Below are 13,521 nucleotides of genomic sequence, written 5' to 3'. Positions count from 1 at the left end.
TATCAATAATCAAGATTATTATACCTACATGGAAACGGTGCGTTTATGGCTGTCAGATTATAGTATTTACACCTATCCCGATGTGATGGTGATTAAAGGTCAACCTCTCTATCAAGGGAATAGTCAATCTAACGTGATCAATCCTTTAATTATTGTCGAAGTTCTCTCTAATTCTACCCAAGCTTATGACCGAGGGGATAAGTTTAAATTCTATCGTTCCTTGCCAACTTTTCAGGAATATATTCTGATCGAACAATCTAGTTATAGTGTGGAACGTTACTATAAACAAAAGGATGATCAATGGTTAATTGATTTCGTCACGGGGGAAAATGCGGTTTTACAATTGGTGTCGGTAGATTGGCAGATTTCTTTTCAAGATTTATATCAAAGAGTAAATTTCGACCTAGCAGAAACCTAAAATTAACAGAAAGGTGAAAAAGAGTCGCTATCAAGAAACTCATCATTTAATTAGCTTGGCAATAAATAGCTAATCTTTTTTGGTATAATAGACGGACTACTATTGTTAAATCTATGGAAGCTCTAGATTTTTCCGATCAACTACAATGGACCGCAGAAGCAAAAGCAAAACTAAAAAATATTCCCTATTTTGTTCGTTCCCAAGCGCGTCAAAGGATAGAAGAATTAGCTCGTCATGCCGGTTCCGATCGAGTTACCGTGGAAATGGTAGAACAGGCTAGAATAGAATTCGGACAGTAGATTTTTAGCCGCCAATTTGGGACATAGTACGGGTATAAATGCCACTTGATGTGCCGGAATCACGCAGTTTAAAGTTTATTTCTGCCTTCAGTTCTATTAATTCCCGCACTCTTTCCCTGATTTCTGCTGGCGAAATTCCCTGACGGAGGGCAGTTTTTAGGTCAATTTGTCCGGTTTCGTTGAGGAGACAGGGACGCAACCAACCATCGGCCGAGAGACGTAGGCGGTTACAGCGATCGCAAAAACATTCCGACATCTGACTGATAAAGCCGATTGTACCCTTAGCCCCCGGAATTTGAAAAACATCGGCTGGACCATTTCCCCGCACTTGACCCTCATTTAAGCCCCATTTTGCCCGAATTCGCCCCCTTAATTCCTCGTTCGCAATCCAAGCTTTTTCTTGAAATAAATCACCGTTACCGATGGGCATAAACTCGATAAAACGGACGTGCCAACGCTTCTCGATGGTCAAAGCCGCTAAATCCTCCACTTCTGCCTCATTTATCCCCGGAATCACCACCACATTCAATTTTAAGGGGTCAAAACCCACCCTCTGGGCCGCTTGAATACCTGCCCAAGTTTTTTGCCAACGACTCCGGCCGCGATTACCGATAATCTTATCGAAAGTGTCGGGGTCGAGGGAGTCCAAACTGATATTAATCCGTCTTAGTCCGGCTTCATACAACATTTCGGCTAAATTGTCAAGTAAATAGCCATTGGTGGTCAGAGCTAAATCGCTAGTGGCAGATAAAGAGGCGATATCGCGCACAATCTCCACTACTTCGGGATGTAAGAGAGGTTCCCCACCAGTAAGGCGAAATTTGCGGAAACCGAGGGGAATAAAGACATTTTTGACTAAAGTAATAATTTCCTCCCGGTTGAGTAAATCTTGCGGTCGAACATAGGCCAATTCTGCATCTTCAGGCAGACAATACTGACAGCGAAAGTTACAGCGATCGATTAAACTAATCCTGAGATAGTCGATTTGGTTCATGTTCACGGGCAAATACCGTTATAAAACTTCATGAATTTATCATAACAATTCCGGCTCGATCGATATCTAGACATCGGCTACATCTAGATTTTAGTCTATGATGACAATAGATTTCCTCAATGGCAAGGGCAAATAATGATTGGTAAATTTGATAATTTTTCTTGATTGTACTTAAGTAGGTAGGCGTTAAAAATTATCAGACACCCCCCTTATCAAGGGTAGGGTTGATTCATGAATCAACCCTACCTTATCAAGGGGGGCAGGGGGGATCGAACCTAAAATCCATTTTTAATTTAATTATAACCAGCTACTTAACACCGGAAAGAAATATTAACCAATCCTCTAGATATAGACAAACAGAATACTATCTAAATTGAGCGAGCCAGTAATGCTATGATCAAAAATTAATTATCTTGAGATGGTAATTTGTGTGATGTTACCTTTTTTACTACCCATTGCCCAAACTCCTCCTATTGTAGAAATAATTCGACCGGTGCAGGTCCGTCCTTTACCGAATCAACTAGATCAAGTTCCCGTTTTTAATAGTAATAGTCCCGAATTATTGCTAGGAGAAGGGATTTTGCTTTCGACTTTTCCCCCCCAAGAGAAAAGTTTTCCCTCGGCCCATTTAAATTATGCTTTTCAGGGACGCTTTGATATTTTTGCCCACCATATAGCGAGGGGGAGTTTTCCCGATAATTTACGCAGCCTTTATCTGGGTATATTACTCCACAATCCTAGTTCTAATCCCGTGACCGTTAAAATTCTGCAAGGAGCTAGTTATTTGAGTCAACCCGATGCAGCTTTTATCGATTTACCCGCACAAGTGGAAAATAATCAGGGGACGGTTTTTGCTGGGCCGGGAAGTCGGGTAATGGGGGATATTTTAATGGGGCAGCGTCAGGATATTTTTCCCGATAGGATTATTATTCCGGCGGGGGAGAGTGTTATGGTCTTAAATGCGGCGATTCCTGTGCGCGATTTGACTCCCCCTTTAAACGGTAGGTCCACTTATCTCCGTCTGGAAAGTGACGGTCTTCTCTACGCTGCTAGTTTAGCTCTTTATGCACCCTTAGACGAAAATGGGCAGGAAAGACCCCCAAATCTGACAGAATGGGAAAATCTGCTGGAAAAAGGCAATTTATCGACTCCGCGCGATCGAGCGCCCACTCCTCCCCATAGTCAAGGACAGATAATTTATGGACGGGTAGCGGGGGTGTCCCAAGGTTCAGCTTGGCCAGCCCGATTGGTCGATCGAGCTTCTTTATGGTTAAATATTCCTGATTCTGGTCAATCTATAGCCTATGGGATTAGCACCCTACCCGGGGGCAAATTGGGAACGGAACAAAATCAAAGTGCTAGTATGTTAGTTCGCTATCCCGATACGGCCTATCAAGCTCATGGTAATTACGGTGTGGAATATAGGTTAAGTTTACCTCTATTTAATCGAAGTGATGAGGCGAAAACGGTGACTATTGCGCTAGAAACACCGATTAAAGAGGATGTTATTGGGCAGGGTTTGCGTTTTCTCGATCCGGCTGCCCCACAAGTGTTTTTTCGGGGAACAGTAGCCGTCAATTATAGCGATGACCAAGGACAGGCACAAAGCAGATTTTTCCATCTCGTCCAAAGACGCGGACAAGAGGGGCAATCTTTAGTGACTCTGACTATTCCTCCGGGGGATTGGCGTATAGTACAGGTAAATTTTTTATATCCACCCGATGCAACTCCTCCGCAGGTTTTAACGATTAAGACCGAGTAGAACAAATTTAAAATTGTCCGTTAACGATCGCAATATTCCATTGACCGTCTTGGTTGGTTTCAAAGGCAATTTGGCGACCATCACCGCTAATGGTGGGATTGCGGACGCTTCCCCGCAGGTTAGCGGTTAACAGGGTTGCACGGGATCGGGAACGATCATAAACCATGACATCACTTTTACCGCGTTCGCTGGAGACATAGGCAATTAAACGACCGTCAGCATTTAAAGATGGCTGATCTTGGCTAGAATCGCCACGATTTAGGTTAGGAAGATTAACTAAGCGCTTTTCTTGCAGATCGAATAAATATATACTACGACGACCGGAGCGATCGGAAGCGAAGGCTAAATAGCGACCATCAGCACTATAACTGGGGAATTGATCGGGAGCAAAACTATTTAAACCACCGGCGGGAACTTGAGGAGTGATCAAAAGAGGAGAATTACAGCCACTTATCCCCGATAACAGCCCAAAAGAGGCCAAAAATCGCCCCAGCCAGACAAAAAATTTTTTTTCTTTCATCTTGACTTTTGACCCCAAATGTGCTAGTAACTTTCTTCCTTGCCGACGGTTTTGAGGGTAAGTAGTTGATTGCCTTGACTGAGACTATCGGCGATCGCTTCTCGAATCGGCAGGTCAATAGTGGTTTCAGCGAGGATTTCTTGGGCTTTTTGCCGCAAATCTGCCCCAGTATCGGCATCTACTTGGTCTAGATCGAGTAATTCTTGCGATAGCTGTTCGATCGAATTCGGGTTAGTCATAGCTCAGGCTCCCAACAAGCTTAATTACAATCCCATGGTAAAGAGGATCCCTCTCTACCATGGGATTTTTTGGCTTTAATTCAGGATTGATCCCAATCCAACTTTAAAAACCCAGTTATGAATTGTTTCCCACTTCCCCACTTCCCTCAAAAAAATTTTCCCAGAGGTGCTTGACATAACCCTAATGATGAAGTTACAATCAGGAATGTGGCAAAAATGGGATTGTAGTTCAATTGGTTAGAGCACCGCCCTGTCACGGCGGAAGTTGCGGGTTCGAGCCCCGTCAATCCCGTAGAAATCTAGATTAGAGTCGCCCAGGGCCAGTAAACCTGTGGGCAGTAGGGTAAATAAACACGATCCTACTGCCTAGATTGGTTCTAATTTACCGATAAACCGGCATTAGCTTGAATATAATCGGGTAATTCAATCTTTACCGGTTGTACCCGCCAGATTTCCTCGCAGTATTCCCGAATCGATCGATCGCTAGAGAATTTTCCCATGCGGGCCACATTAAGAATCGCTAAACGACTCCAATGTTCTTGATCTTTATAAGCGTGACCGACTCCTTCCTGACAGTCGATATAGGATTGATAATCGGCCAGTAACATATAGGGATCATTGTAGATAAGATTATCCACAAACGGACGGAATAAACTACTATCACCCCGGCTAAAAAATCCCGAACCAATGAGGTCTAATACTGCCCGCAATTCTTCGTTATGGTAATAGTATTCTTGGGGATTATAACCGGCGGCTTTCTTAGCATAAACCTCCTCGGTTGTCAAGCCAAAAAGAAAGAAATTTTCCGCCCCCACCTGTTCACGAATTTCGATATTTGCCCCATCGAGAGTGCCGATAGTTAAGGCCCCATTCATGGAGAATTTCATATTACCGGTTCCAGAAGCTTCTTTCCCAGCCGTGGAAATTTGTTCGGACAAGTCGGCAGCTGGATAAACTCGTTGACCGAAGGTGACATTATAATCGGGTAGGAAAACCACTTTTAAACGTCCTCCAATCGTCGGATCATTATCGATCACTTCTGCCACAGAATTAATCAATTTAATGATTAATTTCGCCATAAAATAACCCGGGGCTGCCTTACCACCGAAAATAAAGGTACGGGGGGTAATATCGAGATTGTGATTATTTTTGAGGCGATGATAGAGAGTGACGATATGTAAAACGTTGAGATGTTGCCGTTTATATTCGTGAATGCGTTTTACCTGCACATCAAAGAGGGTACTAGGATCAACTTTAATGCCGACTTTTTTAGCGATATAATTGGCTAAATCTGCCTTAATATCGTATTTAATTCGTCGCCAATAGTCCCGAAACCCCCCATCATCCACATAGTTTTCTAAACCGCGTAAATCCTCCAGATGTTTAATCCAATTTTCGCCGATTTTTTCTGTAATCGCAAAAGTCAAGCGGGGATTACTAGAAACTATCCAGCGCCGGGGAGTAACTCCATTGGTTTTGTTGCTAAACTTTTCGGGAAAGAGTTCATAGAAATCGCGCAGAACATCTTTTTTCAGTAATTCTGTATGGAGGGCTGCCACCCCATTAATTGCCTGGGAACCCACACAGGCAAGGTGAGCCATACGGACGTATTTTTCGCCGCTTTCATCGATTATAGATAAACGGGACATTTTGCCGTCATCATGGGGATAAATAATGCGAATTTTATCCAAGAAACGATGGTTAATTTCATAGATAATTTCCATTAATCGGGGGAAAAGACGACCAAAAATACTCAAAGGCCATTTTTCTAAAGCTTCTGGCAAAAGAGTATGATTGGTATAGGCGAAGGTATTTTGAGTAATAAACCAAGCTTTATCCCAATCGAAATGATGCACGTCAATTAACAAGCGCATTAACTCAGCCACCCCGACGGAAGGGTGAGTATCATTCAATTGTACTGACCATTTTTGATGAAAATTATCGAGACTGGGGTTTTCATGTAAGTGAATACGAATCAGATCCTGTAGGGAACAGGAAACAAAGAAATATTGCTGTTCTAAACGCAGTTCTTTGCCTTGAATTGGTTCATCGTTAGGATAGAGAACTTTACTGATATTTTCCGAGTGAACTTTATTATCCACCGCACCATAATAATCGCCGCGATTAAAGCGACCAAAATCAAAAGATTCACAAGCTTCTGATTTCCAGAGACGCATGGTATTAGCGGTGTTAACTCGATAGCCGAGAATTGGGGTATCGTAGGGAATTCCTTTGACTACATAATCGGGAATCCAATGACTGCGATAATTACCATTTTCGTCGGTATAGGATTCGGTATAACCGCCAAATTTTACCTCTACCGATGATTCCGGTCGGGCAATTTCCCAGGGATTTCCATACTGTAACCACTTATCGGTTATTTCTACCTGCCAACCGTCGTGGATTTCTTGATCAAAGATACCAAATTCGTAGCGAATACCGTAACCAATAGCTGGAATTTCTAGGGTAGAAAGGGAATCGAGATAACAGGCAGCTAAACGACCTAAACCACCATTTCCTAACCCCGGTTCTTCTTCTTGGGCAATTAATTCTTCTAGTTTTAATCCCGATTCGCTGACAGCTTTCTGGACCTGTTCGTAGATACCGAGATTAATTAAATTATTAGCTAAATGGGGACCGACTAAAAATTCGGCCGAGAGATAACAAACGGTTCTGACATCTTTTTTTAGATAGGTTTGTTGGGTGGTTAACCAACGCTGCAATAAACGATCGCGTATGGTATAGGCCAGGGCCATATAAAGATCGTTTTTGCTGGCTAATTCCGGTAATTTACCTTGAATATAGAGTAAATTATCCCTTAAAGCCCGTCGGATAGTTTCTGTGTCTAATCCTGTTCTGTCGTCTTCGATGATAATCGGACAAACAAAAGTTGACTCTGGAGATGGATTCATAGGAGCATTTTTACTGAAGATTTACTGCTCTTAGTCTAAAATAACCCGACCCCAAATTCTATCAAGAAAAGCTTAAATATTGACTAAGATTAAGGTATAGTAATAATAAAGTTAAGGTGATTAAATGTCAGTTACCGATAGGAAGCGAAAATAGGGGAAAGTCTGAGCAATGCGTGCTTTTGTGACGGGTGGGACGGGTTTTATCGGGGCGAATTTAGTGCGATTGCTTTTAGTTGAAGGCTACCAAGTGCGCGTCCTCGTCCGTCCCCACAGTAATCTCAGAAATTTGTGGGGTTTAGACGTGGAAATTGTCTGGGGTGATTTAAATGATGAGAACTTATTTAAATTAATGGTCGGATGCGAAGTTCTCTTTCATGTAGCGGCGCACTATTCTCTCTGGCAAAAGGATAGACATCAACTCTACCAAAACAATGTTTTAGGCACAAGAAATGTTCTAGAATCGGCGCATTTAGCGGGAATTGCCAGAATAGTTTATACCAGTTCCGTGGCCGCCATTGGAGTGGGTAAAAAGGGTGAAAGTGTCGATGAAACTTATCAAAGTCCCGCCCATCAATTAGTGGGTTATTATAAAAAATCGAAGTATTGGGCAGAACAGGAGGCATTCAAAGCAGTACAAAGAGGACAGGATATCGTTATAGTTAATCCTAGTACGCCCATAGGAGCATTTGATATCAAGCCTACACCCACCAGCGACATTATTCTCCGTTTTTTGCGGCGAAAAATGCCCGCTTATGTGAATACGGGATTAAATCTAATTGATGTGCGCGATGTGGCCTGGGGACATTTATTAGCTTTAGAAAAGGGCAGAACTGGCGAAAGATATATTTTAGGTCATCAAAACACTTCTTTAAAAACTTTGTTGACAGAATTAGCCGAAATTACCAGCATAAATGCCCCGAAAATTGTTTTACCTTTTTGGATTCCTTTACTAATAGCTTGGTTAGATGAAAAAGTTCTTCCTGTCCTCGGAAAATCCCCCTCTATACCCCTTGATGGCGTGAAAATGTCAAAACAGTCCATGTACTACGATTCCTCGAAGGCAGTGCAAGAACTAGGCTTACCGCAATCGCCGATTAGACAAGCTTTAGCCGATGCCGTCAATTGGTTTCAAACCAATGAAGACATTACTTATTAACACTGAGTAGGAAAGGAAAAAGATGGTCTCAATTGTGCTGAAATGCTTAAGTAGTTAGGTGTTAAAAGTTGTCAGACACCCCCCTTATCAAGGTAGTAGGGTTGATTCATGAATCAACCCTACTATGAATCAACCCTAGGGACAGGGGGGATCAGACGCAAAATCTATTTAATAATTCATCTAGGAAAACCTGTTCTTGCTAAAATAACTCCAATTTTAAGCGCAATCATCCCCCCAAAAACACTGCCGAGCCAATAAATTAAACCGAAAGTCATGTTTCCCTGCTCTAAAAACTTGTTGACTTCCAAACTATAGGTGGAAAAAGTTGTATAGGAACCACAAAAACCCGTGGCAATCATCAATCCTAATTCTGGGGCAATTATGCGAATATTTTCCCTAACCATAGTAAAGATATAGGCAATAACTAAACAGCCAGAAAGATTAACAAAAAATGTTCCTAAAAATCCCCATTCTTGACCGAAAATACTTGTAATTAATTCTCCGATATAAAAACGACTCAAAGCCCCAAAAATAGCCCCAATCGCCACGAATAAACTATAACGTCCCCTGAAAAAATTCATGCTGTCTGTCCTGCCCTTAAATAGTCAATAAAGTGGAGAATTAACCTAGAAAAACTTGGGCAATGGCTGCCCCGATTCTCACGGCAATCAATCCGAAAATGATACTAGCAACGGCAAAAACAAGACTGAGAAAATTTTGTTGATTGCGCCAGAGGATCAGGATATCTAAACTATAGGTAGAAAAGGTGGTATAAGCTCCTAAAAATCCCGTTCTCACCATTAAATCTAGTTGGTGGGAATAAAAGGGAACACTGGGTAAAATAGCCCAAAAAAAGCCGATAGCTAGACAGCCAGTTAAATTAATAATAAAGGTTCCATAGGGAAAGCGCAAGCCGAATTTTGCTTTTGTCCATTCGGTAATATGATAACGAGATAACGCCCCCGGAACCGCTCCTGCTACAATTGCGAAAACATCGTTCAAATCTGACATTGTCTCTAATTTTTTTGCTATCTTTGCCTAGGCTCTATGATAATTGATGCGGTTATCGATCGCATGGCCCATATTTTCAGGGGTGTTATTGTTGAGGACAACCCTCTGACTTTAAAATAAAGGGATGAAAACTCAACCGCGTAAACGTTTTGGACAACATTGGTTAAAAGATGAATCGATACTCGATCGCATCATCAGCGCCGCTAATTTACAATCAGAGGATCGGGTATTAGAAATCGGACCGGGTACAGGCATTTTAACCCGTCGTCTTCTCGATGGCGCTCGATTGGTTGTCGCTGTAGAAATCGATCGAGATCTATGGACAATTTTAAATAAAAAATTTGGCCAACAAGATAACTTTCATCTCATCCCAGGCGACTTTCTTACCCTTAAACCCGAGCAACTGCCGCCAGTTAATAAGGTAGTGGCTAATATCCCCTATAATATCACCGGTCCGATCCTCGAAAGGCTCCTCGGTTCGATCGCCCATCCCTTCACCCCCCCTTACCAGAGTATTACCCTCTTAGTCCAGAAAGAAGTCGCCGAAAGATTAGTCGCTGTCCCCTCCACCAAAGCTTACAGTGCTTTGAGCGTCCGCATTCAATACCTTGCCGATTGTCAATGGATTTGTGATGTACCCCGGCGGGCCTTTTCCCCACCTCCCCAGGTAGATTCGGCGGTAATTCAGCTTTTACCCCGTGTTTTGCCGAATAATGTCAGTAATCCAGCCTTTTTGTCCACTTTAATTAGCTGGGGTTTTGCCAACCGGCGCAAAATGTTACGCAATAATCTAAAAAATTGTCTGGATAGCGATCGATTAAGCCAAATCCTGACACAATTAGAGATTAATCCCCTCGCTCGCGCCGAAGATCTCAGTTTATCGCAATGGATTGACTTGGCGGAAAAATTAGGTCAATTGCCAAAATTTTAGATTTTTTTCCTTGACAAATGCACAGTTATACCCTTCTAGCCCCCGCTAAAATTAATTTATATCTAGAAATCGTTGGCGATCGCCCCGATGGTTTCCACGAGTTAGTGATGGTGATGCAGACGGTGGCATTATGCGATCGCATCACTCTCCGGCCCAACGGATTGCAGGAATTCCGTCTCTTTTGCCATCATCCCCTCGTCCCCCAAGATAGCAGTAATCTCGCCCATCGCGCCGCCACTTTGATGGCGAGGGAATTCCCCCGCATCTTTGCCAATTACGGCGGCATCGATATCAGCATCGACAAATATATTCCCGTGGCTGCCGGTTTAGCGGGGGGGTCCACCAACGCGGCGGCGGTGTTAGTCGGCATCGATTTAATCTGGGAATTAGGCTTAACCCGTCCGGAATTAGAAACTTTGGCGGCAAGATTGGGCTCCGATACTTCCTTTTGTGTGACAGGAGGAACGGTTATCTGTACGGGAAGGGGAGAAATTCTCGATCCTATCGCTCCTCTAACCGGATTATGGGTGATTTTAGCCAAATACGATCATTTATCCGTTTCTACACCCTGGGCCTACCAAAGCTATCGGCAAAAATTTCAAGATACCTATCTGTCTTCTCCAGAGGAATTTCATCACCGTCGTCAGCAGGTGAGTTCTGGGGCTTTGGTACAAGCGATCGCCCAGAAAAAACCGGCCGCTATCGGCAAATTTATCCACAATGACCTCGAAAAGGTGGTTTTACCCGAATTTACCCTCGTAGCCGAGTTAAGACAGGTTCTGGGCGATTTAGGCGGCTTGGGAACGATGATGTCAGGCTCTGGCCCGACGGTTTTTACTCTCTGTTCATCTCAGGAAGTGGCGGAAACTATCGTTAAAGAGGCCCGGGAAATTCTCGTCGCTCCCGATCTACAATTTTGGATAGCTCCAATCACCGATACAGGCATTCAAGTGACTTGAGAAAATGACAATTAACCGCCTTTACCAAGATAACCAAACTCGCGGAATAATTGCCTCTCGATCGCTCATTTCTCGCCTTAAAATTTGCCAAACCTGCTGAAACCATTGTCGCACTTCACCGCTAGAATTGCCCCGATAACGACACAAAAGACCATCTCCTAAAGTGCTAGTAACTCCCATCTCTCCTTCTAGGGAAAAATCTCTCACTTTCTCAATTAAATTTCTGCCCACCGGTTGACCGATATAAACTAAAGTACCGATCAGGGCGCTATCATTTAAACCGGAAAATCCCTCGATCATTTTACCACCCAACAGGCAGGAGCGATCAAGCCATAAAGGTTGTCCAGATCGCCAAATTTCCCAATTAGAATGCCATTCTCCCGCTAAAAATTTCTCCCCTCGCGCACTGCGACCAAAACGGGTAATTTCCCATCCCAACCAACTGCTATTTTCCCCTAAATCCACTCGTAAATGTTGGCGAAATGCCGCCCCATTAAAGATAATTGTTTCTTGAGGTAGCCATTCTAAACTGGCATTGTCATCGATTTTAATCTCGATTAATTGCTGTGCCATCTGACCGTTACTCTGGTAAACTTTTCCAGCAGAAGCAGTGGTAATCAGGGCATTAGTAGCGGCTTGGAGATGAATTTTTTGTTGAAGAACATCACCCCCAACTATTCCCCCCGCCGTGTGTAAAATCACCGTATGACAAAGGTTTTTTCCCTCGGGATAAAAAGGTCTTTGTACTTTTAAAGGGGCGGTAGCATAGACGTGATTAATCTCGGTTGCGAGATTTTTTTGCTTGTAAATTAGTTCTAGGTTTCCCTGCCACATTATTGCTCCTCAGTCATGGTTTCTAGAAATTGCCGATAATTTTCAGGACTGAGATTAATTTTAACTTCTATTTGCTGTTCTTTATCCCTGATCAGTAAAATATATTCACTTTCCGCTTTTTTGCCGACCAGGAGAGGATTTTTTAGCTCGAATTTTTGATAAACTAGATGGGGTTTCGTCACCCGAATAACTAAACTAGCTTGGGATTGGGGATAAATGTCTAATTGCTCCCGTTCCCGATCTAAAATTAATTGTTTAGGTGTCATGCTTCTTTCGTCAGCAAAAGTAGATTTATGCCAATAGAGGGTAATCCCCCGAATTTGAGGCATTTGGATGCTAAATTTTTCATCAAAACCTTGCCGCTCCCAATTAATATCTTCCAGAGAGCCAGTATCGGGAATTAAACGCTGTTGCCAGAAGACTTCCTTAAGATTTAAATCTTGCCACCATTGGCTAATAATTTGGAAATTCTCCAGATTATCGGGGTGGGGATTGGCACTTTGCCAGAGGAGAGGAGTAAGCATTTTGGGGGAATTTTTGCGCTCGGAAAATCAGGATAATAGCGTTCGCTAGAGTTAAGGGATCATTAAGCTCAATCATCATCGATTCTTGAGCTGCCGATCGGGCCATAATATTAACTCTCGATCGCATTTTTATTTTATCCTAAATTATCGAGGGAAAAACTGCTAAAAGTGGTCTTCATCGGCGATCGTCAGCCGCCAGCCCAGAAAACTGAGGGAAGATCAGATAGCATTCCCACAATTTTGCAGGTTGAAATTCTAACACCGACTAACCGGTGCTTAGGATACAGGTATGAGGTAATCATCCCCTTTTCTATGGACGATCTAGACACAGACGTAGATGATACCACGGACGATAATTCCGAGGATAGTTCCTTTTCTTGGAATGATTCTTGTCAGTATATTGATGGAGATCAAGAACTTCTCTGGAAAACCGAATTTGGACTAACAAGCTTTAATAATAATGGTGAGCCAATATTTGTTTGCTATTCTTGGCAATACTACCTCGCTGCGACAGTCAAATATACCTGGAAATTCATCGCTAAATTTACCTCCAGAAATGCAGTGGGTTTATGCTATTTTAAAAGGGATTCGTCTTCTTGGCAAAGCTCCTATACGTCGCACATCAAGACGACAGCCTTCCTTATTAAAGGGGGCAAGTCAGAAGATTATCGATTTCTCAACGTTTGTTTCTGGCACTTTTTTGCCTAAAAAAGTGGCAAAACCGTTTTCTAGTAAGGCTTTCAGTAATTTTCAGCAAGCCCTAGATAAGTAGGGCTTGCTGAATAAATCTAAAAACCTTGTTGGGTAAGACTTTTAGACTTTTTGTCAATCAAAAAGTACCAGATATGGGAGTGGTCGGGGGGAAAATCCCTGGACTTTTTCCCTGAAAATTAGGTAATTTACCCGATGAAAATGGGTTAAACCCCACACCCCACACCCCACACCCTACACCCTGCCCCTAG

General features: G+C 42.8%; 16 protein-coding genes and 1 tRNA gene. 8 read left to right on the top strand and 9 right to left on the bottom strand.

Features of this window, described 5'->3' with window-relative positions:
- Together O9295_RS03205 and O9295_RS03200 are read left to right on the top strand one after the other, a co-directional pair.
- Nucleotides 1–418 (top strand): Uma2 family endonuclease (locus O9295_RS03205; RefSeq protein ID WP_288031643.1); only part of this gene is annotated, 418 nt, incomplete at its 5' end.
- A 113-nt stretch (nucleotides 419–531) separates the two neighbouring features.
- Nucleotides 532–717, top strand: a complete 186-nt coding sequence (locus tag O9295_RS03200) for a PCP reductase family protein (RefSeq protein ID WP_002795651.1) — start codon at nucleotides 532–534, stop codon at nucleotides 715–717.
- A gap of 4 nt (nucleotides 718–721) precedes the next feature.
- On the opposite strand, the gene moaA is transcribed toward O9295_RS03200, so the two are convergent.
- A complete protein-coding gene (moaA, locus tag O9295_RS03195; RefSeq protein ID WP_288031641.1) occupies nucleotides 722–1,711 on the bottom strand; it encodes a GTP 3',8-cyclase MoaA in 990 nt (329 codons plus the stop codon).
- Nucleotides 1,712–2,129: 418 nt separating this feature from the next.
- Here moaA and O9295_RS03190 point away from each other — a divergent pair, with 418 nt between their 5' ends.
- Nucleotides 2,130–3,473, top strand: coding sequence for a DUF3370 domain-containing protein (locus O9295_RS03190; protein WP_288031638.1), 1,344 nt, complete (start codon nucleotides 2,130–2,132; stop codon nucleotides 3,471–3,473).
- Between the two features lie 7 nt (nucleotides 3,474–3,480).
- Here O9295_RS03190 and O9295_RS03185 read toward each other — a convergent pair whose 3' ends face one another.
- Together O9295_RS03185 and O9295_RS03180 are read right to left on the bottom strand one after the other, a co-directional pair.
- Nucleotides 3,481–3,993: a TolB family protein gene (locus O9295_RS03185; protein WP_288031635.1), complete on the bottom strand. Its 513-nt coding sequence runs from the start codon at nucleotides 3,991–3,993 to the stop codon at nucleotides 3,481–3,483.
- Nucleotides 3,994–4,016: 23 nt separating this feature from the next.
- On the bottom strand, nucleotides 4,017–4,232 hold the full coding sequence (locus O9295_RS03180) for a hypothetical protein (protein ID WP_002761575.1): 216 nt from the start codon (nucleotides 4,230–4,232) through the stop codon (nucleotides 4,017–4,019).
- Nucleotides 4,233–4,450: 218 nt separating this feature from the next.
- On the opposite strand from O9295_RS03180, the gene O9295_RS03175 reads away from it, so the two are divergent.
- Nucleotides 4,451–4,524 (top strand) — tRNA-Asp (locus O9295_RS03175).
- 85 nt (nucleotides 4,525–4,609) lie between these two features.
- Here the strand turns inward: O9295_RS03175 and O9295_RS03170 are convergent.
- Nucleotides 4,610–7,144 (bottom strand): glycogen/starch/alpha-glucan phosphorylase, encoded by a 2,535-nt coding sequence (locus O9295_RS03170; RefSeq protein WP_288031633.1) that lies wholly within the window; start codon nucleotides 7,142–7,144, stop codon nucleotides 4,610–4,612.
- Between the two features lie 169 nt (nucleotides 7,145–7,313).
- Between O9295_RS03170 and hpnA the strand changes: the two genes are divergently transcribed.
- A complete protein-coding gene (gene hpnA, locus O9295_RS03165) occupies nucleotides 7,314–8,300 on the top strand; it encodes a hopanoid-associated sugar epimerase (protein ID WP_288031631.1) in 987 nt (328 codons plus the stop codon).
- A gap of 176 nt (nucleotides 8,301–8,476) precedes the next feature.
- Here hpnA and crcB (O9295_RS03160) read toward each other — a convergent pair whose 3' ends face one another.
- On the bottom strand, nucleotides 8,477–8,881 hold the full coding sequence (gene crcB, locus O9295_RS03160) for a fluoride efflux transporter CrcB (RefSeq protein WP_190722586.1): 405 nt from the start codon (nucleotides 8,879–8,881) through the stop codon (nucleotides 8,477–8,479).
- 40 nt (nucleotides 8,882–8,921) lie between these two features.
- The gene (gene crcB, locus O9295_RS03155; protein ID WP_190722587.1) at nucleotides 8,922–9,311 is read right to left on the bottom strand and encodes a fluoride efflux transporter CrcB; all 390 of its coding nucleotides are present in this window, start codon (nucleotides 9,309–9,311) and stop codon (nucleotides 8,922–8,924) included.
- Between the two features lie 124 nt (nucleotides 9,312–9,435).
- On the opposite strand from crcB (O9295_RS03155), the gene rsmA reads away from it, so the two are divergent.
- Complete coding sequence (rsmA, locus tag O9295_RS03150; protein ID WP_288031628.1) at nucleotides 9,436–10,242, top strand: 16S rRNA (adenine(1518)-N(6)/adenine(1519)-N(6))-dimethyltransferase RsmA; 807 nt, start codon at nucleotides 9,436–9,438, stop codon at nucleotides 10,240–10,242.
- Nucleotides 10,243–10,259: 17 nt separating this feature from the next.
- On the top strand, nucleotides 10,260–11,201 hold the full coding sequence (ispE, locus tag O9295_RS03145) for a 4-(cytidine 5'-diphospho)-2-C-methyl-D-erythritol kinase (RefSeq protein WP_190722589.1): 942 nt from the start codon (nucleotides 10,260–10,262) through the stop codon (nucleotides 11,199–11,201).
- A 21-nt stretch (nucleotides 11,202–11,222) separates the two neighbouring features.
- On the opposite strand, the gene O9295_RS03140 is transcribed toward ispE, so the two are convergent.
- Genes O9295_RS03140 through O9295_RS03130 form a run of 3 tightly spaced genes read right to left on the bottom strand, consistent with a single transcriptional unit; the run spans nucleotide 11,223 to nucleotide 12,686 of the window.
- Nucleotides 11,223–12,035 (bottom strand): urease accessory protein UreD, encoded by an 813-nt coding sequence (locus O9295_RS03140; protein WP_046663130.1) that lies wholly within the window; start codon nucleotides 12,033–12,035, stop codon nucleotides 11,223–11,225.
- On the bottom strand, nucleotides 12,035–12,559 hold the full coding sequence (locus O9295_RS03135; RefSeq protein ID WP_288031624.1) for a hypothetical protein: 525 nt from the start codon (nucleotides 12,557–12,559) through the stop codon (nucleotides 12,035–12,037). The genes O9295_RS03140 and O9295_RS03135 overlap by 1 nt, the downstream gene beginning before the upstream one ends.
- Nucleotides 12,513–12,686, bottom strand: a complete 174-nt coding sequence (locus O9295_RS03130) for a hypothetical protein (protein WP_190722592.1) — start codon at nucleotides 12,684–12,686, stop codon at nucleotides 12,513–12,515. Before O9295_RS03130 ends, O9295_RS03135 begins: the two co-directional genes overlap by 47 nt.
- 185 nt (nucleotides 12,687–12,871) lie before the next feature.
- Between O9295_RS03130 and O9295_RS03125 the strand changes: the two genes are divergently transcribed.
- Entirely contained in the window at nucleotides 12,872–13,267 is a 396-nt protein-coding gene (locus O9295_RS03125; protein ID WP_288031622.1) for a hypothetical protein, read from the top strand.
- Nucleotides 13,268–13,521: the final 254 nt, after the last annotated feature.

Origin of the sequence: Microcystis sp. LE18-22.4A (genome assembly GCF_027531105.1) — a bacterium.
Taxonomy (GTDB): Bacteria; Cyanobacteriota; Cyanobacteriia; order Cyanobacteriales; family Microcystaceae; genus Microcystis; species Microcystis aeruginosa.
Note: the sequence above shows the minus strand (reverse complement) of the source record. Positions and strands in the feature narration are given on the sequence as shown.